The organism is Actinomadura litoris (assembly GCF_009733595.1).
Classification (GTDB): domain Bacteria; phylum Actinomycetota; class Actinomycetes; order Streptosporangiales; family Streptosporangiaceae; genus Spirillospora; species Spirillospora litoris.
This window is the reverse complement of the sequence record NZ_WOFH01000004.1, coordinates 489,512-508,956: the sequence shown is the minus strand read 5'-3', so window position 1 is coordinate 508,956 and position 19,445 is coordinate 489,512. Positions and strand designations below refer to the sequence as shown.

Annotated in this window: 18 protein-coding genes; 10 read left to right on the top strand and 8 right to left on the bottom strand. The window is 74.6% G+C overall.

Features of this window, described 5'->3' with window-relative positions:
• Positions 1–146 precede the first annotated feature (146 nt).
• The gene (locus GNZ18_RS13760) at positions 147–1,229 is read right to left on the bottom strand and encodes a DUF3866 family protein (protein WP_312874502.1); all 1,083 of its coding nucleotides are present in this window, start codon (positions 1,227–1,229) and stop codon (positions 147–149) included.
• A gap of 180 nt (positions 1,230–1,409) precedes the next feature.
• On the opposite strand from GNZ18_RS13760, the gene GNZ18_RS13755 reads away from it, so the two are divergent.
• The 7 genes from GNZ18_RS13755 to GNZ18_RS13725 all read left to right on the top strand — a co-directional run bounded on the left by GNZ18_RS13755 (position 1,410) and on the right by GNZ18_RS13725 (position 8,629).
• On the top strand, positions 1,410–2,435 hold the full coding sequence (locus GNZ18_RS13755) for a helix-turn-helix transcriptional regulator (protein WP_156216781.1): 1,026 nt from the start codon (positions 1,410–1,412) through the stop codon (positions 2,433–2,435).
• The gene (locus GNZ18_RS13750) at positions 2,432–3,442 is read left to right on the top strand and encodes a helix-turn-helix transcriptional regulator (protein ID WP_156216780.1); all 1,011 of its coding nucleotides are present in this window, start codon (positions 2,432–2,434) and stop codon (positions 3,440–3,442) included. Before GNZ18_RS13755 ends, GNZ18_RS13750 begins: the two co-directional genes overlap by 4 nt.
• Positions 3,443–3,465: 23 nt before the next feature.
• A complete protein-coding gene (locus GNZ18_RS13745) occupies positions 3,466–3,687 on the top strand; it encodes a hypothetical protein (RefSeq protein ID WP_308166212.1) in 222 nt (73 codons plus the stop codon).
• Between the two features lie 29 nt (positions 3,688–3,716).
• Positions 3,717–4,088, top strand: coding sequence for a Sec-independent protein translocase subunit TatA (gene tatA / locus GNZ18_RS13740; RefSeq protein WP_156216779.1), 372 nt, complete (start codon positions 3,717–3,719; stop codon positions 4,086–4,088).
• Positions 4,089–4,187: 99 nt separating this feature from the next.
• Positions 4,188–5,012, top strand: a complete 825-nt coding sequence (tatC, locus tag GNZ18_RS13735; RefSeq protein WP_156217024.1) for a twin-arginine translocase subunit TatC — start codon at positions 4,188–4,190, stop codon at positions 5,010–5,012.
• Positions 5,013–5,258: 246 nt separating this feature from the next.
• Positions 5,259–8,024, top strand: coding sequence for a DEAD/DEAH box helicase (locus GNZ18_RS13730; protein ID WP_156216778.1), 2,766 nt, complete (start codon positions 5,259–5,261; stop codon positions 8,022–8,024).
• Positions 8,025–8,266: 242 nt separating this feature from the next.
• Positions 8,267–8,629 carry a hypothetical protein gene (locus GNZ18_RS13725; protein ID WP_156216776.1) on the top strand — a complete coding sequence of 121 codons (363 nt, stop codon included), beginning with the start codon at positions 8,267–8,269 and terminating at the stop codon, positions 8,627–8,629.
• 42 nt (positions 8,630–8,671) lie between these two features.
• On the opposite strand, the gene GNZ18_RS13720 is transcribed toward GNZ18_RS13725, so the two are convergent.
• A complete protein-coding gene (locus GNZ18_RS13720; protein WP_173390760.1) occupies positions 8,672–9,706 on the bottom strand; it encodes an alpha/beta fold hydrolase in 1,035 nt (344 codons plus the stop codon).
• 238 nt (positions 9,707–9,944) lie between these two features.
• Between GNZ18_RS13720 and GNZ18_RS13715 the strand changes: the two genes are divergently transcribed.
• Both GNZ18_RS13715 and GNZ18_RS13710 read left to right on the top strand, forming a co-directional pair.
• Positions 9,945–10,937 carry an ABC transporter ATP-binding protein gene (locus GNZ18_RS13715; RefSeq protein ID WP_156216772.1) on the top strand — a complete coding sequence of 331 codons (993 nt, stop codon included), beginning with the start codon at positions 9,945–9,947 and terminating at the stop codon, positions 10,935–10,937.
• Complete coding sequence (locus tag GNZ18_RS13710) at positions 10,934–11,782, top strand: ABC transporter permease (protein ID WP_156216770.1); 849 nt, start codon at positions 10,934–10,936, stop codon at positions 11,780–11,782. Before GNZ18_RS13715 ends, GNZ18_RS13710 begins: the two co-directional genes overlap by 4 nt.
• A gap of 56 nt (positions 11,783–11,838) precedes the next feature.
• On the opposite strand, the gene GNZ18_RS13705 is transcribed toward GNZ18_RS13710, so the two are convergent.
• Positions 11,839–12,507, bottom strand: coding sequence for a class I SAM-dependent methyltransferase (locus GNZ18_RS13705; protein ID WP_156216768.1), 669 nt, complete (start codon positions 12,505–12,507; stop codon positions 11,839–11,841).
• Between the two features lie 152 nt (positions 12,508–12,659).
• On the opposite strand from GNZ18_RS13705, the gene GNZ18_RS13700 reads away from it, so the two are divergent.
• The gene (locus GNZ18_RS13700; RefSeq protein ID WP_156216766.1) at positions 12,660–12,785 is read left to right on the top strand and encodes a TetR family transcriptional regulator; all 126 of its coding nucleotides are present in this window, start codon (positions 12,660–12,662) and stop codon (positions 12,783–12,785) included.
• A gap of 639 nt (positions 12,786–13,424) precedes the next feature.
• Here GNZ18_RS13700 and GNZ18_RS13695 read toward each other — a convergent pair.
• From GNZ18_RS13695 to GNZ18_RS13675, 5 genes are all read right to left on the bottom strand, one after another.
• Complete coding sequence (locus GNZ18_RS13695; protein WP_156216763.1) at positions 13,425–15,053, bottom strand: MFS transporter; 1,629 nt, start codon at positions 15,051–15,053, stop codon at positions 13,425–13,427.
• A 106-nt stretch (positions 15,054–15,159) separates the two neighbouring features.
• Positions 15,160–16,302: an FHA domain-containing protein gene (locus GNZ18_RS13690; RefSeq protein ID WP_312874501.1), complete on the bottom strand. Its 1,143-nt coding sequence runs from the start codon at positions 16,300–16,302 to the stop codon at positions 15,160–15,162.
• 8 nt (positions 16,303–16,310) lie between these two features.
• Entirely contained in the window at positions 16,311–16,751 is a 441-nt protein-coding gene (locus GNZ18_RS13685) for a hypothetical protein (protein WP_312874500.1), read from the bottom strand.
• Positions 16,752–16,814: 63 nt separating this feature from the next.
• Positions 16,815–18,332 carry a hypothetical protein gene (locus GNZ18_RS13680; protein ID WP_156216761.1) on the bottom strand — a complete coding sequence of 506 codons (1,518 nt, stop codon included), beginning with the start codon at positions 18,330–18,332 and terminating at the stop codon, positions 16,815–16,817.
• 173 nt (positions 18,333–18,505) lie between these two features.
• The gene (locus GNZ18_RS13675) at positions 18,506–19,405 is read right to left on the bottom strand and encodes an NAD-dependent protein deacetylase (protein WP_308166216.1); all 900 of its coding nucleotides are present in this window, start codon (positions 19,403–19,405) and stop codon (positions 18,506–18,508) included.
• Positions 19,406–19,445 lie beyond the last annotated feature (40 nt).

Sequence of the window (19,445 nt, the reverse complement as noted above, 5' to 3'; positions counted from 1 at the left end):
GTCCGTTCACTGGCTGGTGTCCCCGGCGCGGGGCGGCCGGGGCGGCTCGTACGGAGGGCGCTGGTGGGACGTGCCGCGTGCACGCGGCGTTCACCTGCCGGAGCGTTCTGTCGCGGTCCGGCCATCCGCCGCCGGCGGCGGGCGGGTCAGGCGAGGAGGGCGGCGGTGTGGCGGCCCGCCGCGGCGGCGGTGAGGAAGTAGGGGAGGTCCTCGTCCAGGCGGCGGCCCATGGTGGACAGGCGGACACCCCACTCCTTCTCGGCGGCGCGCAGGATCTCGTGCAGGCCGTCCACCGGGACGGGGACGAGGGTGTGGCGCTCGCCCAGGGGCGTGGCGTCCGCCGCGACACGGGCGCCGAACGGGCCGCCGAGCTCGGGGACGGGGACGTCGGCGCGGGCGAGCGCGACGCGGCCGTAGGCGGTGAGGGAGTGGTGGGAGACGCCGACGTGGCGCTCGCGCTTGTCGCCCTCGCTGACCCGCAGCGACGCGACCGGGCGGCCGCGCAGGACCGACGCCGCGTTGACGGCCTCCCCGGCCGACACCCCGGAGAACCCCCAGCGGGTGCCGGTGCCGAGGTTGCCGGGGCCCTGCGCGAGGACGACGGCGTCGGCGCCGAGGACGAGCCGCGCGGCCAGCAGGCCGGTGTGGACGGTGACGGCCTCCAGGTCGCCGCCGAACGCCTGGCCGACGGTGACGGTCGCGGCGAGCGCGCCCGCGTCCTTGAGCCGGGCGATCGACATGGAGAACCAGGACGGCAGCGCGCCGCCGTCCGGCATGACGTACACCACGCGGGCGCCGGGGCGGTCGGCGAGGAGCCCGGCGAGGATCGGCGGGAGCGCCGAGTGGAGGTCGGCGACGACGACGGGGGCGCCGCCGAGGGAGTCGGCGTCGCGCAGGACGTCGTGGTGGGGGGAGTCCTGCTCGTCGGCGCCGAGGACGGTGGCCTGGAGCGGGGTGTAGCGGGCCTTGACGAGGTGGCCCGGGCCGGACGGGTCGGGCGGCAGCCGGTCGGGGATCGCGACGACCATCGCGTAGCCGCCGGTGCCGAGGCCCATCGCCAGCGCGGTGGTGTTGAGCAGGACGGCGTCGCCGGGCTCGGGGCGTCCGACGAGGGCGGGGTAGGCGAGCGCCCGGCGGGGGCCGTCGCCCGCGACGTCGACGTCCAGCTCGACCGCGCCCGGCCATTCGCGGCGGACGCCCTGCACGGTTCCTCTGCGCCATCGGATCACACCGCAGACCGTAGCGGAGCCGGACCCGTCCGGCGCCGGATCGGCGGAGGTCACCGGAGGGGCTCCGGAGGAGGTAGCGTCGTTGGTTCCGCTCGGGCCGCACATGCCCGCCATGTCGTCCAACTCCCCCAGGAGGCGGGCGCGGTTCCGGTAGCGTGTCCGGCGGGGAAGGGGGTCGTTATGTCACGGCGCAAGACCGAGCGTCTGTTGAACCTGGTGGTGTGCCTGCTCGCGACGCGGCGTTACCTGACGGCCGAGCAGATCCGCCGGGCGGTGCCCGGCTATCCCGACTCCGACGAGGCGTTCAAGCGGATGTTCGAGCGCGACAAGGAGGAGCTGCGCGAGCTCGGCGTGCCGCTGGAGGTCGGCAGCGACCAGGGGGGCGGCGGCGGTGAGGAGATCGGCTACCGGATCCCGCCGCAGGCCTACGAGCTGCCCGACATCCACCTCACCTCCGACGAGGCGGCGGTGCTGGGGATCGCCGCGCGGGTGTGGCAGCGCGCGAGCATGGCCGAGGCCGCGTCCGGCGCGCTGCTGAAGCTGCGGGCGGCGGGGGTGGAGACCGACGTGACGACCGCCGTCGGGATCGAGCCCCGCGTCAACACCGGCGACCCGGCGTTCCCGGCGCTGTGGGAGGCGGTCCGCGACGGCCGCCCGGTCGCGTTCGACTACCAGGGCATCGGCCGGACGTCGGTGGCGCGGCGGCACCTGGAGCCGTGGGGCGTGGTGAGCCGCCGGGGCCGCTGGTACGCGGTCGGGTTCGACCGCGACCGCGAGGAGCAGCGGGTGTTCCGGCTGAGCCGCATCGTCGGCGACGTCGCCGGCGACGGCGCGCCCGGCACCGTCACCGTCCCCGACGGCGTGGACGTGCGGCGCATCGCCTTCGACTGGGGCGACCCGGTCAGCGACCCGCGCCCGGCGACCGTGCGGCTGCGCGCGGGCGCCGCGCAGGGGCCGCGCCGGTGGGCGCGGGACGTGCGGGCCGTCGACGGCGGCGCGTGGGACGAGGCGACGCTGATGTTCCAGGACGTGGAGCGGTTCGCGCCCTACCTGGTGCGGTTCGCCGACGACGTCGTCGTGCTCGATCCGCCCGACCTGCGCGACGCGGTGATCCAGCAGCTGAAGTCGGTCCTGGCGGGCAGCGTCCAGGACCCGTGCGGGGACGGCGGCGACATGATGCGGGACGGCTCGGTGAGCGGGCGATGAGCACCGGCACGGCGGCGGGGCGGCCCGCCGCGAACACCTCCACCGACCGCCTCGCGCGGCTGCTGGCGCTCGTCCCCTACGTGGTGAACCGCGACTCGGTCGCGCTCGGCGAGGCCGCCGCCGCGTTCGGGGTGACCGAGAAGCAGCTCATCGACGACCTGAACCTGCTGTGGTGCGTGGAGTTGCGCGCGCCCGACCCCTACTGCCCGATCGACCTGTCCTACGAGGGCGGGGAGATCACCGTCGCCGAGGCCGAGTCGATCGCGCGGCCGCTGCGGCTGAAGGTCGACGAGGCCAGCGCGCTGCTGGTCGCGCTGCGGATGCTGGCGGGGATCCCCGACCTGCACGACCGGGACGCGCTCAGCCGGGTGATCGCCAAGCTGGAGAGCGCGGCGGGCGCCGCCGCCGCCGTCAGCAGCCAGGTCGCGGTGGAGGTCGACGCCCACGGCGCCGCCGCCCCGGACGGCGCCGGCACCCTGCTCGGGCGGCTGCGCGACGCGATCGCCGCCGGCCGCCGCGTCCACCTCACCTACTACGTCCCCGCGCGGGACGAGAACACCGAGCGCGACGTCGACCCGATGCGGGTGCTGGTGGTGGAGGGCACCACCTACCTGGAGGGCTGGTGCCGCCGCGCGGAGGCCGTCCGGCTGTTCAAGCTGGACCGGATCGCGGGGCTCACCGTCCTGGACGTCCCGGCGCACGTCCCCGACGAGGCCGAGCCGATCGACGTGGACGCCGGGCTGTTCCGCCCGTCCCCGCGGGACGTGCGGGTCGCGCTGGAGTTGACCGCCCGGGGCCGCTGGGTCGCCGACTACTACCCGTGCGAGAGCGTCCTGGAACTGGGGGAGGGGCGGCTGCGGGTGGTGCTGCGGACCCCCGACACCCGCTGGGTGCGGGGCCTCGCGCTGCGCCTCGGCGACCAGGGCCGGATCGTGGAGCCCGCGTCGCTGGCGGCGGGCGTCCGCGACGACGCCGCGCGGGCGCTGGCCCTGTACGGCATGGGCTGACGGGGTCGGCTACCGTGACGGAGGTGACTTGGGTTGCGGTGCCGGTGGCGCTCGGATCGGCCGGCCTGGTGGTGCTCGCCTACGCCGCGTTCCGCGTCTACCTGGGCGTACGGCGGTTCGGGCGTGAACTGGAACGCACCAGGCAGCGGCTTGGCCCCAAACAGTCGGCGCTGCGTGGTGAACTGTCCGATCTTCAGGCGGCTCGGATCCCACAACCGCCCGGGGACGGCGTACGATCGTCCTAGCACGACTCCCGGCTGAAGAGGATGTGAACATGGGCAACATCGGGACTCCGGAGCTGCTGATCGTCTTGCTCGTCGTCGTTCTGATCTTCGGATCGGCGAAGCTTCCGCAGCTCGCGCGGTCGCTGGGCAAGTCGGCGCGCATCCTGAAGGCTGAGACCAAGGGCCTGCGCGACGACGACGAGCCCGACACGGCGGCCAAGTCCGACGCCGCGCAGGCGAAGGCGGGCGGTGCGCAGTCGAACGCGGCGCGTGACCGCGCGGCGCAGTTGCGCGAGGAGGCGGCGCGGCTCGAACGCGAGGCCGCGGCGCAGGAGGCGCCCCGGCAGCAGGGCGCGCTGTCGTCCGGGGAGCCGATCCAGGGTGTCCCGGTTTCCGACTACGGCAACCGCAAGACCTCCTGACCTGGCCTTCCTCCCGCTAGCGACCGAACGGACCGGCAAGCCGGTGACGACGTGACCACATTGAAGCGGACCGCGCGCAAGTCCACCCCCGACGGACGCATGCCCCTGATGGAGCATCTCCGTGAGCTGCGCAACCGGTTGATCAAGTCGATCCTCGCGCTGGTGATCGGCGCGATCATCGGCTGGTTGCTGTTCGACCCCGTCTGGGACGTGCTGAAGCAGCCCTACTGCTCGCTGCCGCAGTCCCGGGTGGTCGACAAGGACCAGTGCTCCCTGTTCGTCAACGGGATCTTCTCCTCGTTCTTCCTGAAGCTGAAGATCTCCTGCATCATCGGCGCGGTCATCTCCTCCCCGGTGTGGCTGTACCAGATCTGGGCGTTCGTCGCGCCCGGGCTGTACCAGAAGGAGCGCCGCTGGACCTACACGTTCATGGGCGCCGCGGTCCCGCTGTTCTTCATCGGCTCCGCGCTCGCGTACGTGACCGTGGACAAGGGCCTGGCGATCTTCCTGGGGTTCGTCGCCGACGACGTCAAACCGCTGATCACCGTCGACAGCTATCTCAGCTACGTGCTGACGATGCTGCTGGTGTTCGGGCTGACGTTCGAGCTGCCGCTGTTCGTGGTGATCCTCAACCTGGCCGGTGTGCTCAGCTCGTCCCGGATCCGCAAGTCCCAGCGGGTCGCGATCTTCGGCATCTTCGCGTTCGCGGCCGTCGCCACTCCCAGCGCCGACCCGTTCACGATGCTCGCGCTGGCGCTCCCGACCGTGGTGCTGTTCGAGATCGCGGCGCTCCTGGCGTTCTTCAACGACCGCCGCAAGGCCCGCCGGCCCGACCCCTACGCCGACCTGGCCGACGACGAGGCGTCCCCGCTCGACCTCGACGCCATCGACGCCGAGCTGGAGAAGGGCGACTCCCGCGCCTGACCCCCCGCCGCCTCCGCGCGTCACCCCGCCGGCGACCCGCCGCCCGACCGGTCGGGCGGTCTTCCGGGCCGCCGGGCCGGTTCCCGATGTCCCCCGGCGGACCCGCGGGTCCGCGCCACAGGAATGTCTCCGGAGCGTGACAGGGGCGTCGCAGGCGCCGCCGCCGGGGCGCGCGGGCCGCCGGGACGCCCCCGGCCCCGGATTAGGATTGGGAATCGGGCCGGTCGAAACCGTAGGCTCGGTGCCATGACCACCCCCGACACGACGTCGGCCGGGCAGACCCCGGCGCAGCGGTACGCCGCCTACCGCAGCCGCACCGCCGGGAACGGCCCCGCCCTGCTCGACTTCCGCACCCTGTACGACTTCGAGCTGGACGCGTTCCAGCTTGAGGCGTGCCGGGCGCTGGAAGAGGGCAGCGGCGTCCTGGTCGCCGCGCCCACCGGCTCCGGCAAGACCGTGGTGGGGGAGTTCGCCGTCCACCTCGCGCTCACCGGCGGCACCAAGTGCTTCTACACCACGCCGATCAAGGCGCTGTCGAACCAGAAGTACGCCGACCTCGTCCGCCGCTACGGGCCGGAGAAGGTCGGGCTGCTCACCGGCGACAACAGCGTCAACGGCGAGGCGCCGGTCGTGGTGATGACCACCGAGGTGCTGCGGAACATGCTGTACGCCGGGTCCCCGACCCTCGCGGGCCTGGCGTTCGTGGTGATGGACGAGGTCCACTACCTCGCCGACCGGTTCCGCGGCGCCGTCTGGGAAGAGGTGATCATCCACGTCCCCGACTCGGTGCGGATCGTGGCGCTGTCGGCGACGGTGTCCAACGCCGAGGAGTTCGGCGAGTGGCTGCACGAGGTCCGCGGCGACACCGCCGTGATCGTCGACGAGCACCGGCCCGTCCCGCTGTTCCAGCACATGCTCGTCGGGACGCGGCTGTACGACCTGTTCGTCGACACCGGCAAGGGCAAGGACCGGCAGGCCCGCCTGAACCCGCAGCTCACCCGGATGGCCGTCGAGGAGGTCCGCCGCTCCAAGGTCAACCAGGGCCGGCGCACCGGGCGGCGCCGCGCGCCCCGCCCCCAGCGGTTCCGGCCGCCGCCCCGGCCCGAGGTCATCGAGCGGCTGGAGCGCGCCGGGCTGCTCCCGGCGATCACGTTCATCTTCAGCCGCGCCGGCTGCGACGCGGCCGTCCTGCAGTGCCTGAACGCCGGGATCCGGCTCACCTCCAAGGAGGAGGCCGAGGAGATCCGCGCGCACGCGTCGCTGCGCACCGCCGACATCACCGCCGAGGACCTGCGGATCCTCGGCTACGACGACTTCCTCGCCGCGCTGGAGCGCGGCGTCGCCGCCCACCACGCCGGGATGCTGCCCACCTTCAAGGAGATCGTCGAGGAGCTGTTCACCCGCGGGGTGATCAAGGCGGTGTTCGCGACCGAGACGCTCGCGCTCGGCATCAACATGCCCGCCCGCACCGTGGTGATCGAGAAGCTCGACAAGTGGAACGGGGAGGCGCACGTCGACCTCACCCCGGGCGAGTACACCCAGCTCACCGGGCGCGCCGGGCGGCGCGGCATCGACGTCGAGGGCCACGCCGTCGTGGTGTGGGGGCCGAGCGTGGAGCCCGCGTCGGTCGCCGGGCTCGCCGGCACCCGCACCTACCCGCTGAACTCCAGCTTCCGGCCGTCCTACAACATGGCCGTGAACCTCGTCGGCGCCGTCGGCAACGAGCGCGCCCGGACGCTGCTGGAGGAGTCGTTCGCGCAGTTCCAGGCCGACCGCGCCGTCGTCGGCCTCGCCCGGCAGGTCCACAAGAACGAGGAGGCCCTCGCCGGGTACGCCAAGGCCGCCGAGTGCCACCTCGGCGACTTCATGGAGTACGCGGCGCTGCGCCGGCGCCTGTCGGACCGGGAGTCGGAGATGTCGCGGGAGCGGTCCTCCGCCCGCCGCGCCGAGGCCGCGAAATCCCTGGAGCACCTGCGGCCGGGCGATGTCATCCTCGTGCCGGCCGGGCGGCGGTCGGGGCTCGCTGTCGTGCTGGACCCCGGCGTCGGGCGGCGCTCGGACGGGCCCGCGCCGCTCGTCCTGACCGTGAACCGGTCCGTGCAGCGGCTGTCCATCCAGGACTTCCCCCGCGCCGTGGAGCCCGTCGAGCGGATCCGCATCCCGAAGTCGTTCAGCCCCCGCAACCCGCAGGACCGCCGCGACCTGGCGTCCACGCTGCGGAACAAGGTCCCCGTGGACGTCCGCGAGCGCCGCCGGGGGCGGGACGTGCCCGCCGCCGACGACGCCGAGGTCGCCCGGCTGCGCGCCGAGCTGCGCCGCCACCCCGTGCACGGCTGCGACCAGCGCGAGGACCACGCCCGCTGGGCCGAGCGCTACCACCGGCTCGACCGCGAGACCGAGCAGCTCCGCCGCCGCGTCGAGGGCCGCTCCCAGGTGATCGCCCGCACCTTCGACCGGGTCTGCGCCGTCCTGCAGCAGCTCGGTTACCTGGAGGGCGACTCGGTCACCGACGAGGGCCGTCGCCTCGGCCGCATCTACAACGAGCTGGACCTGCTGACCGCCGAGAGCCTCCGCGAGGGCCTGTGGGAGCACCTCGACCACGCGGGCCTCGCCGCGTGCGTGTCCGCGCTCGTCTACGAGTCGCGGCAGCCCGACGACGCCACCCCGCCCCGCACGCCGCCCGGCCCCGCGCAGGACGCGCTCGCCGCGATGGTGCGGCTCTGGGGCGAGCTGGAGGGCGTCGAGCGCGACAACCGCGTCTCGTTCCTGCGCGAACCCGACCTCGGGTTCGCCTGGACCGCCTACCGGTGGGCCAAGGGCGACGACCTCGACGCGGTGCTGCTGGAGAGCGACCTCACCGCCGGGGACTTCGTCCGCGCCGTCAAGCAGCTCCTCGACCTGCTCGGGCAGGTCGCCGACGCCGCGCCGCCCAACAGCCACATCCGCAAGACCGCCCGCCGCGCGATGGACGCGATGCGGCGCGGCGTCGTCGCCTACTCCTCGGTCGCCTGACACCGCCGTCCGCCGCCGGTCGCCTGACCTGGGCGGTGGCGTCCGGCGGTCCCTGAAAGAAACGAAACGGCGGCGATTTCTGGCTCTGCCGTGAAATGTCGTATTGCGGGGGAGTCCGGCTGGCACAATGCGGAGCGCCCGACGCCCCCTGAGGGCCGTGGGAGCCGTGCCGTGCCCGCGTGCCGTCCGGTGCCGGCGGCCACCGGTCGGCGCCCATGCGACACGCGAGAAAGGTCCTGACCGTGGCTATCCGCGACAAACTGCGTGCCAACGCGGCCCACGTCCTGCAGCCGGGCGAGAACATCCAGGCGGTGTTCTGCGCCCAGACGACCAGCCAGTACTTCGCCCTGATCTCCTACTGGATCATCCTGTTCGCCAACGCCTACCGCGTCGTGGTCGTCACCGACCGGCGGATCCTGGTGTGCGGGTCGGGGCGGCTGCGGATGACGCCCGTCAAGGAGGTCCTGCGCGAGGTGCCCCGCTACACGCGGATCGGCCCGCCCTCCGGCCTGTGGTGGCGCTGCGAGTCGCTCGGCGAGCGGCTCTACGTCAACAGGCGGTTCCACAAGGACGTCAACGCGGCCGACGAGCTTGCCACCGCCTGACCGCGCGCCCGGGCCCGGCCCCGCGCCGGGCCGGGCGCGGAATCAGCGCCCCGGGGCCGGGGCCGCGGCCTCGATCGCGTCCGCGACCTCGCGCGGGTGCGACACCAGCGCCAGGTGCCGCGCCCCCGGGATGACCGTCGGGGGCGGGGCGCCGATCCGGGCGGCCGTCTCGCGGGGGGTGGCGGCGGAGAAGACGTCGTCGCCGGCGCCGAACACCACCGCCTTGCGGAGCGGGACCCGCGCGAGGTCCGCGACCCGGGACGCGGGCAGCCCGACCACGCCCCGCATCCGCCACAGCGCCTCCTCGGCGCCCTCGACCTGGAACGGGCGCCGCCACCGGTCCACGCCCGCGCCGTCCAGCCGGGGGCAGGCCGGCCCGCACTGCGACCCGTAGATCTTCCTGATCACCCAGTCGGAGCGGACCGCCAGCCGCAGCAGCGTCGTCCGGAACGGGTCGCGCAGCACGAACCGCAGCCCGTCGGCGCCCGACCCGGCCCCGGTGTCCAGGGCGTCGCCGTCCAGGAACACCAGCCCGCCCATCCGGGACGGGGCGCGCAGCACCGCCTCGGCGGCCACGCCCGCGCCGCTGGAGTGCCCGACGACCAGCGCGCCGTCCAGGCGCAGCGCGTCCAGGAACCCCAGGAGCTGCTCCCCCTGGTGCGCGGCGTCGTAGGGGGCGCGGCGCTCGCTGTAGCCCCAGCCGGTCAGGTCGAGCGCGAACACCCGGTGCCGCGCCGCGAGCCGCGCCGCCACCGCCTCCCAGGTGTCGGACGACTCGGCGGCTCCGTGCACCAGCACCACCGGCGGCCCCTGCGCTCCCCAGTGCCGGTAGCGGGTGCGGATCCCGGCGGCCTGGACGAACTCCAGCCCGTCCGGTTCGCGGGCGCGGCCCGCCGTCGCCGCGTTGTAGCCGAAGGAGAAGCAGGTCGCCAGCACCAGCAGCGCCAGGAACGCCGCCGCGGACCGCCGCGCCCACCGGCGGAGCCTCGGACGCCCCCGCCGGGGTCCGGGGTTCGGCGCGGGCTCTTCGGCGGGCCCCGCGGCGGGGTCCGTCGCGGGCTGGGGCTCGGCGGTCATGGGCCTCCCTTTCGGTCGCCACCCCAGCATTCCCGCCGCCGCCCCGCCCGTCATCGGGCCTCCAGACGACCCGTCCCTGCTCCCCACGAAGTAGGAGACCGGATTGTCCTACACCTCCGGGATTCCCCTACCGTGGTCGGAGACGGATCGGCTTCCAGGAGGATCCGTCGCCGACGATCAGCACGTTAGTGTGATCCCGGTCACCGAACCCGTCATCGACCCCCCAGGACGTAAACGCATGATCGAGGCGGAGAACCTCACCAAACGCTACGGCGACAGGCTCGCCGTGGATGACCTCTCTTTCACCGTGCACCCCGGCAGGGTGACCGGCTTCCTCGGCCCGAACGGCGCCGGGAAGTCGACCACGATGCGGCTGCTGCTCGGTCTCGACCGGCCGCACCGCGGCGACGCGCGCATCCACGGCCGCCACTACCGCGACCTGCACGAGCCGCTGCGGGTCGTCGGCGCGCTGCTGGAGGCCCGCGCGGTCCACACCGGCCGCAGCGCCTACAACCACCTGCGCTGCCTCGCCCAGACCCAGGGCGTCGGCCGCAAGCGGCTCGACGAGGTCATCGAGCTCGTCGGCCTCACCGGCGTCGCCCGCAAGCGCGCCGGCGGCTTCTCGCTGGGCATGGGGCAGCGGCTCGGCATCGCCGCCGCGCTGCTGGGCGACCCGTCCATCCTCATCCTGGACGAGCCGGTCAACGGCCTCGACCCCGAGGGCATCGTCTGGATCCGCACCCTCATGCAGCGGCTCGCCGCCGAGGGGCGCACGGTGTTCGTCTCCAGCCACCTGATGAACGAGATGGCGGTCACCGCCGACCACCTCATCGTCATCGGCCGGGGCAAGCTGATCGCCGACTGCTCCACCGAGGAGTTCATCGAGCGCAGCACCGAGAAGATGGTCGTCGTCCGCACCCCCGAGGCCGAGCGGCTCACCGGCCTGCTCACCGCCGAGGGCGCCACGGTCGTGCCCGGCGCCGAGCCGGGCGCCCCGCTCACCGTCACCCACATGGAGGCGCCGCGCGTCGGCGAACTCGCCGCCGCCGAGGGCCTGGTGCTGCACGAGCTCACCCCGCGGCGCGGGTCGCTGGAGGCGGCGTTCATGGAACTCACCCGCGAGAGCGTCGAGTACGGCGACACCGCCGGGGGCGCGGCCGCCGCGGCCGGCCTCGACGGTGCCGCGGCGATCCCGGGCGCCGTTCCCGCACAGGAAGGGAAGACCCGATGACCGCCGCCACCTCCGGCCACGCCGCGTCCGCGCCGCCCGGGACGGCGCCGGTGCCGCTCGGCAAGCGCGTCGGCCGGCTCATGATCGCCGAGTGGACGAAGATCCGCACGGTCCGCTCGACGCTGTGGTCGCTGATCCTGCTGGTCGTCCTCGACCTCGGCTTCACCGCCCTGTTCGTCGGGCTCACCGTCGGGCAGTGGGACAAGACCGACGCGGGCGACCGCGCGACGATCGCCGCCGACCCCACCAGCATGATCCTCGGCAGCGGGTTCTTCCTCAGCCAGCTGACCGTGTGCGTCCTCGGCGTCCTGGTGATCGCCTCGGAGTACTCCACCGGCATGATCCGCGCGAGCCTGCTGGCCGTGCCGCGCCGGCTGCCGATGCTGTGGGCGAAGGCCGCCGTGTTCGGGCTGCTCATGCTCGTCCTCGGCGTCGTGGTGTCGTTCGCGTCGTTCTTCATCGGCGCCGCGCTGATGAACGACAAGGTGCCGGTGTCGCTCGGCGACCCCGGCGTGCTGCGCGCGGTCGTCGGCGGCGGCCTGTACCTGGCGATGCTCGGCCTGTTCGCGATGGCGATCGGCGCGATCGTGCGGCACCCCGCCGGCGGCATCACCGGCGTGATCGGGTTCGTGCTCGTGCTCTCGCCGCTGGCCGCGCTGCTGCCCGGCAGCCTCGGCGACCACGTCCACGCCTACCTGCCCTCCGAGGCCGGGCACCTCATCGCCCAGGCCCACCAGGGCAAGGACGACCTGCTGACGCCCTGGCAGGGCTACGGCGTCTTCGCCGTGTGGACGGTGCTGCTGCTCGCCCTCGCGGCGACCCTGCTGAAGCGCCGCGACGCCTGACCCGCATCACCTGACCGGCCCGGGGCATCGCGCCCCGGGCCGGCCACGTGAGATGGTCAGGCGGGGCGGGCGGCCACCCAGCCGTGCCCCTCGTCCAGGAACCGGTCCAGGCGCAGCCCCGACGCCGCCAGCACCTCCGGAAGCTCCTCCTCGCCCAGCCTCCGCGAGACGAAGGAGTGCGTCCAGCGGCGCTCGCCCATCCGGTACTCGATCGTCGCCGCGCACCGCTCCGGGTCCAGCCGCTCCAGCTCGGACAGCCGGAAGTCGATCCCGTCGTGCGACCACGCGCGGGGGGCCTCCTCCCAGTCGACGGTCTCGCGCTGCACGATCACCAGCCCGTCCGGGGCGGCGTGCCGGCGGCAGGCGTCCAGCAGCGCCGTCCGGTCGCCGTAGTTGACCAGGTAGGACATCATCAGCACGCAGCCGAACCGGTCCGGCAGGTCCAGGTCCTCGATCGGCGAGCACACCGTCCGCGCGCCCGTCACCCGGGCGAGCATCTCCGCCGAGTCGTCCACCGCCGTGACCGGGTGCCCGAGCGCCACCAGCGGCGCGGTGACCCGCCCCGCGCCCGCGCCCAGCTCCAGGATCGACGCGCCCGGCGGCAGCGCGCCGTGCACCAGCGCGGCGGCCTCCTCGTTGCGGGGCTGCGCGGCGTAGAACTCCACCGCCGACCCGTCCGGCGCGATGTCGCCGGGCCCCGTCCCGCTCGATCGTGTCTTCGCCACCGGCGTCCCCTCCGCTCGTCCCGCCGCCCACGGCCGTTGATCACCGAATCGTCGGACGCGCCGCCCGCCCCCGTCAAGGGCCGGGCCCCGCCGCTCCTCGCACCGTCGGTACCGCTATCGGGCAGTCGCCAAGCGAGTGACCAAGCGGCGGGATGGCCGACGACGAGGTGCTGGCCGAGGGCGGCTGGGCCGCGGTGACCTCCCGGGCCGTGGCAAAGCGGGCGCGGGCCGACAACGCGCTCGCGCACTACTTCGGGTCGGTCGAGGCGCTGCGGTGATGCACGCGCTGGAGCGGGAGCCGGAGGGGCCGGTCGCGGCGATCCTCCAGGCCCTCGGCGCGCGCACCGTCGCCGACGTCCCGATGCGCATGCCCGACGGGTCCCCGCTCGTCGGACGCGTCGCCGGGCTCCCCGCCGCCGCGCAGCCCGAGGTGTACAGGGTGAAGGTCCTGAAGGGCGCCTACCTGGACCGTCGCCGACCACGCGCACCTGGCGCCCGGCTCGCGGGTCGCGGTCTGGCACGGCGGTTCCTGGCGGAGCCTGGGCGTGCGCGGCACCGTGTCCTCGCCCGAGTACCTGTGGCCCGCCGCGAGCCGCCAGGACGTGCCGCCCGCGCCCGGTTCCTGCGGCGTCCTGTTCCTCCCCGAGCCGCTGGCCCGGCGGATCGCGGGGACGACGGCCCCGAACCAGGTCGCGCGACGATGCTCGCCGGGCTCGCCTACGGGCTGGCCGCGGGCACCGTGCCCGGCCTGGTCCTCGGACGGCTCGCGACGGGCGCGTTCAACAGGCGTTCCAGGGCCGGCGTCCGGGCCGCTACGTTCGCCTGGTCCGCGCTCGCCGCGGCGTTCCTCGCGCGGCGGCCCCGGTCTGCGCGCCCTCGTCCGCGAGAGGGCGGGCTAGCCCGGGGCCGGCCGTGCGTCAGGTGTCGGCGGACGCGGCCCCCGGCGGACCGGCCGGGCCCGCCGCCCGCCGCGTCTCGACGCCGAAGAACATCACCACGACCACGGCGGCCAGCAGCGGGATCGCGCCGAGCAGCGCCGTCTGCCCGATCGAGGGCACCGTCGAGCCCGCGACCAGCACGACCGTCACGACCACGCCGCCGAGCTTGCCGACGCCCGCCGACAGGCCCGACCCACGCGACCGGATCCGCGTCGGGTAGATCTCCGAGCTGTAGGCCGCCAGCACCGCGCCGATCGTCGCCGTCCCGACGATCGGGCCCGCCAGCAGGACGTACAGCCACACGCGGTCGTGCGCCAGGTCCTCGCCCGCGAACGAGAACGCCACCAGCGCCGCCGCGACCAGCGCCGTCAGCACGATGATCGTCTTCTTGGCGCTCCACAGCCCGTACATCGCGGCGGCGACGAACACCAGCGGCAGCCCGAGCAGCGAGGAGTCCCGCAGCGCCTCGTCGGCGCTCTTCTGCGCCAGCCCGAGCTTCTGCAGGTTGGAGGGGATCCACAGCTGGAACCCGTAGGTCACCAGCCCGATCCCGAGCCCGAGGATCACCACCGCGAGGCTCAGCCCGCCGAACGGGCGCCGGAACAGCGGCAGGTACCCGGCGCCGCGCGCGGCCTCCTCCCGCTCGTCGCGCGCCACGTCCGCGGCGGCCTCCTCCTCCGACGCCTCGACCACGCCGTAGCGGGCCATGATCTCGCGGGCCTCGGCCTCGCGGCCGTGCGCGAGCAGGAAGCGCGGCGACTCGGGGATCCACCGGTTGAGCAGGATCAGCGCGACGCCCGTGGGCAGCCCCACCAGCCACAGGATCCGCCACGAGTAGTGCGGGACGAGCGCCGACGACAGCGAGCTGGTGATCACGTAGGCGAGGGCCAGGTTCCCGCCGATCAGCACCATCACCCAGCCGCGGTGCCGTCCCGGGACCATCTCCGCCAGCAGCGAGAACGTGATCGGCAGCATCCCGCCCGCCGCCAGCCCCATCAGCAGGCACATCACGAGGTTCCACCAGAACGACGGCATCGTCCCGCACACCGCCGTCGCCACGAACATCACCCCGGCCAGCAGGATCGACGAGCGGCGCCCGATGTGGTCGCCGAGCCAGCCCCACAGGAACGAGCCGAGGACCGTTCCCGTCAGCCCGAACAGCGGCAGCAGCGCCACCGGCCAGTGCCCGCCCGGGTTCAGCGCCGACTTCAGCCCGTACTCCTTGCCCATCCCCGGCGCGACGAACGACAGCGAGATCGGCTTCATCGCGTCGATCGTCACCGCCGTCGTCATCACCAGCACCAGCCCGATGTGCGCCGGACGGAACGGGGCGTCCCGCGCCGCGCGCACCCGCACCTCCGCGCCCCGGGACGCCCGGAGCCCGCGGGGGATCAGCCCGTAGGCGGTCGCGGCGAGCCCCGCCACGATCAGCGCCATCCCGGCCTTCATCGGGGTGTCCATCGGCATGTCCGCCATGTGGTAGTGCATGTCGGACGAGTCCAGGTACATCGGCAGGTGCAGCACCACCCCCGCGACGCACGCGAGGAAGCCGGCCCAGAAGGCCGGTGGATGGGCGAAGGCGATGCCGCCCACGGGCCGTGATCGCATCGAGGTCCTTTCCAGGGGGAGCCGGCGGAGCCGACCGGGGGGAGTCAGCGGGAGCGCCGCCGTGCGGACGCGCGTCCCGCGCGGGCCATGATCCCGCAGAAGCGGATCACACCTTGCGGTTGGATTCGAATCGGAAGGTGCGCGACAGCCCGATCCGGACCGTCGCGCCCGGCCGCAGCTCGACCGCGGTCTCCGGCGGCAGCCTGCGGAACTCCTCCGTGCCCGGGTCCCGCACCGCCGTGCCGTTCGCGGAGCCGAGGTCGACCACGCTCACCTGCCACTCGTCCAGCCGGACGAGCGCGTGCCGCCGCGACACCGACGCCTCCTCGTCGGTCAGCCGCAGCGGGCGCGCCTTCCCCGCGGCCACCTCCGGCGCCTTCTCGGCGACGCGCCCGACGAGCTGGTCGTGGTCGAGCGGGATCGTGTGGCCGTCGTCCAGCAGCAGCACCCCGAGCGGCGGCCGGGGCCCGTGGAACGGCGAGAGCGTGAGCTGCAGCATCGAGATCCCGCACACCGCGCAGTAGTGCGCGCGGGGGTCGTTGAAGTGCTCGTTCTTGCAGTTCACCCCGAGCACCCGCGGGCCGGTCGCGCGCCTCGGGTGCTTGCGGATCAGGCTGACCGGCTCGGGCGCCGGCTCGATCGCCGTGGGCGGCGGCGCGACCTTCGGCGCGGGCCGCGCAGGCTCCTGGACGGAGGGCTTCCCGGCGGCCCGCACCGCCGCCTGCGCGGCCGACCCGGCGGCGGGCCGAACCGGCCGGACGGATGCTCGCGCGGGCCGCCGCAATGACCGGCGCAGCCCGCCGCCCCGCACGACGCCCGAGGTCAGCCGCAGGCGCGGCTCGGCCCGCCCGGCGGTGCCGAGGGCCAGTTCGAGGCTCGCGACGGGCCCCTGGACGGTCCGCTCCTCCGTGCCGCCCGGGGCGCCGCCGAGCCGGACCTCCGCGCCGCCCGCCAGCATCACCCGGGCGCCGGCGTCCCCGCTGACCAGCACCGCGAGCCCCGACTCCCCGGACGGCCCGGCGACCGCGCACGCGTGCGGGCGCAGGCCGCGCCGCGCCGCGAGGAGCCCGGCGACCCGGCCCACCAGCGCGGTCCCGTCCCCGTCCGCCTCCGCGACCTCCTCCAGCGCCGTGAGGAGCGCGTCGACCAGCGGCGCGGTCACCGCGTCCGGCGCGGCGCACACCAGCGAGAGGGAGCCCTCCTGGGCGACGAGCCCGTCGCCCGGCAGCGGCCGCGCGAACCCGTGCACGCCGCCCCTCACAGCAGCCGCCCGCCCCGCAGCCGCCACGTCACCGACAGCACCCGCATCGGACCGTGGAGGAACAGCCACTGCCCGAGCCACACCACGACGAACATCGTCGCGAAGGTGGAGGCCGCGACATGCCCCCGCACGCCCGGCACCAGCCCGCCGTCCAGCAGGAACCACATCACCAACCCTTCCGGGACCATCGTGACGAGTCCGAACAGCGTCGGCCAGTCCTTGTCCCAGCGGAACTGCATCACCAGGTGGTAGAGCAGCTCCCAGCCGAGCCCGACCACGGCGACCGCGAGCAGGATCAGGTAGGCGGTCCGGTAGGTCTGCGCGAGCGGGCCCGCGGTGCCGGGCAGCACCGGCACGATCAGCGCGGTCAGTACCGCGCCGACGGTCGCCAGCACGAACACCCGGGTCTGGAGGCGACCGGCGAGGGTCGGGATCACGGTGGGACGCTCCTGGGGGAACCGAGATGTGAGGAGGGAGGCGGGGGTGGCGGGGGAGAGGGGTCAGACGGGGCGGCCGGTGGCCCAGCGCGTCCACTGGCGGACCGACCGCGCCGGGCCGAGCCGCCGGCAGAACCCGCGCCGGGCGAGGTCGGCGGCGATGTCCAGCGCGGCGGTCTGCATGCCGAGGAAGCTGTCCACGGCGGGGAAGTGGTTGCCCGCCGCCGCGGCTCCCGAGGCGTAGAGCACGCCGTCGCCGCTCTCGGCGCCGAGCACCGCGAAGCTCGGCGCGACCGCGAGCCGGCCCGCGCCGTTGCGCCGCGCCCCGCCGTGCTGGAGCAGGTCGGCCAGCACCCGGTGCTCGGGCATGTCGGCCTCCAGCCCGGTGCAGTCGACGATGAAGTCCGACACGTGCCGCGCCCGGCCGCCGTCGTCGCCGCGCACGTGGCTGACCAGCCGCCCGTCCGGCGACGGCTCGACCCGGTCGACGACGGCCTGGACCGGCACGTACCAGCCGCCGCTCCGGCCCCGCCGCATCTGCTCCTGCCAGCGGCGCAGCCTCGGCGTCGTGGTCCCGCCGACGGCCTTGGACAGCGCCGCGCGCCGCTCCGGCGACGCCTTGCGGAACTGCGCCTTCAACTGCCCGCCGAACGCCGACTTGGGCAGCGTGAACGCCTGGTAGGCCCAGCCGTCGCCGCCCTTGCGCCGCATCCATGGGTGCGGACCGTGCGCGCCGGTCACATACGTGCGGAACACGTGCACGATCCGGGTCTGGAGGCCGTGGCGCTCCCGGTCGTCCATCAGCCGCTGCAGGACGCGCGAGGCGACGATCCCCGCGCCCCGCACGACCACCACGCCCGGACGCGACTTGAGCGTCTCGTACACGTGCTCGTGCGGCTCGTAGGCGTTCACGACGCGGTGGTAGTCGTTGTGGGTCTCGCGGAACTCCTGGAGGTCCTGCAGGAACTTCAGCCCGGGGTAGCCGACGGCCAGGTGCACGTACTTCGACCGGATCGCGACCCGCTTGGTCGGCGCCGTCCCCGGCGGCGGGTTCAGGACGGTGAAGTACCCGCCGCCCGCGCGGCGCCGCACCATCCGGACCTGGCCCTTGACGAGCATCTCCCAGTAGGAGATCCGGTCGGCCTCCCGCCGGACGGTGTCGAACACCGTCTGCGCGCGCGGGCTGAAGAAGTCGCTGAGGATCGGCTCGGTCAGCACCTGCCACAGCAGGCGGGGGGAACGGTCCCGCCACGCCTCGTGGACGGCGTAGGAGGGGAAGCCCCAGATGTTGTCGGGTCGCGCGCCCGCGTCGGAGCGGATCCGCTCGCCCGCCGGGAGCTGCGACACGCGCGTGAGGTACTCCCACGACTGCCAGGGCGCGTCCCGGCTGGACACCACCCGCATGGACGCGGTGGCGGCGCCCTGGATCCGCAGCACGTCCAGCAGCGTGAACGAGCCGAGCCCGCCGCCCACCGACACCAGCGGCATGTCGTAGATCGGGATCCCCGCGTCCCGTACCCGGTCGTCGTCCCACACCGAGGCCCCGAGCAGATACGGGGTGAGATCTCCCGGTGGCCGCATACCTGACAAGTGACGCCCCCGCCCTGCGAACCCCATCGAACAGGGCGACACCCTATCCCAGCCCGACGCCCCGGATCTGCGGACTCGGGCGCACACCGCCCCGGCGGCCGACGTGATCGTTCCGGCGGCGGCGCGCCGACGGTCGCCTCGGCGGGCGGCCGGGCGGACGGGGATCAGGCGGAGGGGACGGTCCCGGGCGCCACGGCGGGCCCCAGTTCGGCGAGCAGGGCGGCCAGCGCCGTGCCCAGCGGCGCGTCCAGCGTGAGGGCCGCGTGCGCGTCACCCCGCGTGGCGCCCCGGTTCACGATCGCGACCGGGACGCCGAGCCGCGCCGCGTGCCGGACGAACCGGAGCCCCGACATCACCGTCAGCGACGACCCGAGCACCAGCAGCGCGCGGGCCGCCTCGGTCAGCGCGTAGCACTCCGCGACGCGGGCGGGCGGGACGTTCTCCCCGAAGAACACCACGTCGGGCTTCAGCGGGCCGCCGCACCGGTCGCAGCCCACGGTCCGGAAGGCGTCCACGGCGGCGTCGTCGAGGGCGACGTCGCCGTCGGGGTTCACGGCCTCCGCCCGCCCGGCCCAGCCGGGGTTGGCCTCGCGGAGGCGCCGCTCCAGGTGGCCGCGCGGCGTGCGCCCGCCGCAGGCCAGGCACACCACCCGGGACAGGGCGCCGTGCAGCTCCACCACGTCCCGCGCCCCGGCGGCCTGGTGCAGCCCGTCCACGTTCTGCGTGATGACCGCGCCGACCAGCCCCCGCGCCTGCAGCTCGGCGACCGCGAGGTGCCCGCCGTTCGGGCGCGCGCCCGCGATGTGCCGCCAGCCGAGATGGCTGCGCGCCCAGTACCGGCGGCGCGCGGCGGCGCTGCCGGTGAACCGCTGGTAGGTCATCGGCTGCTCGGTGGAGCGGGCGCGCTGCCGCTGCCCGGTCTCGCCCCGGTAGTCGGGGATGCCCGACTCGGTGGACAGCCCCGCCCCGCTCAGCACCAGGACGCCGCCGCCCGCCACCAGCTCCGCCAGCGGCCGCACGGCGGGGGCCGCCGCCCCGGCCTGCCCGTCCAGAACCTCCGTCACCCCTCCATGGTGCACGACGACCCGCACCGCTCGTCACCAT

What these genes read in the sequence shown, in the direction of transcription:
- GNZ18_RS13715 (WP_156216772.1), top strand. Translation starts at nt 9,945, where the DNA reads ATGATCGAGGCGGAGAACCTCACCAAACGCTACGGCGACAGGCTCGCC.
- GNZ18_RS13680 (WP_156216761.1), bottom strand. Translation starts at nt 18,332, where the DNA reads ATGCGGCCACCGGGAGATCTCACCCCGTATCTGCTCGGGGCCTCGGTG.
- tatC (WP_156217024.1), top strand. Translation starts at nt 4,188, where the DNA reads ATGCCCCTGATGGAGCATCTCCGTGAGCTGCGCAACCGGTTGATCAAG.
- GNZ18_RS13700 (WP_156216766.1), top strand. Translation starts at nt 12,660, where the DNA reads ATGGCCGACGACGAGGTGCTGGCCGAGGGCGGCTGGGCCGCGGTGACC.
- GNZ18_RS13750 (WP_156216780.1), top strand. Translation starts at nt 2,432, where the DNA reads ATGAGCACCGGCACGGCGGCGGGGCGGCCCGCCGCGAACACCTCCACC.
- GNZ18_RS13695 (WP_156216763.1), bottom strand. Translation starts at nt 15,053, where the DNA reads ATGCGATCACGGCCCGTGGGCGGCATCGCCTTCGCCCATCCACCGGCC.
- tatA (WP_156216779.1), top strand. Translation starts at nt 3,717, where the DNA reads ATGGGCAACATCGGGACTCCGGAGCTGCTGATCGTCTTGCTCGTCGTC.
- GNZ18_RS13755 (WP_156216781.1), top strand. Translation starts at nt 1,410, where the DNA reads ATGTCACGGCGCAAGACCGAGCGTCTGTTGAACCTGGTGGTGTGCCTG.
- GNZ18_RS13730 (WP_156216778.1), top strand. Translation starts at nt 5,259, where the DNA reads ATGACCACCCCCGACACGACGTCGGCCGGGCAGACCCCGGCGCAGCGG.
- GNZ18_RS13710 (WP_156216770.1), top strand. Translation starts at nt 10,934, where the DNA reads ATGACCGCCGCCACCTCCGGCCACGCCGCGTCCGCGCCGCCCGGGACG.
- GNZ18_RS13720 (WP_173390760.1), bottom strand. Translation starts at nt 9,706, where the DNA reads ATGACCGCCGAGCCCCAGCCCGCGACGGACCCCGCCGCGGGGCCCGCC.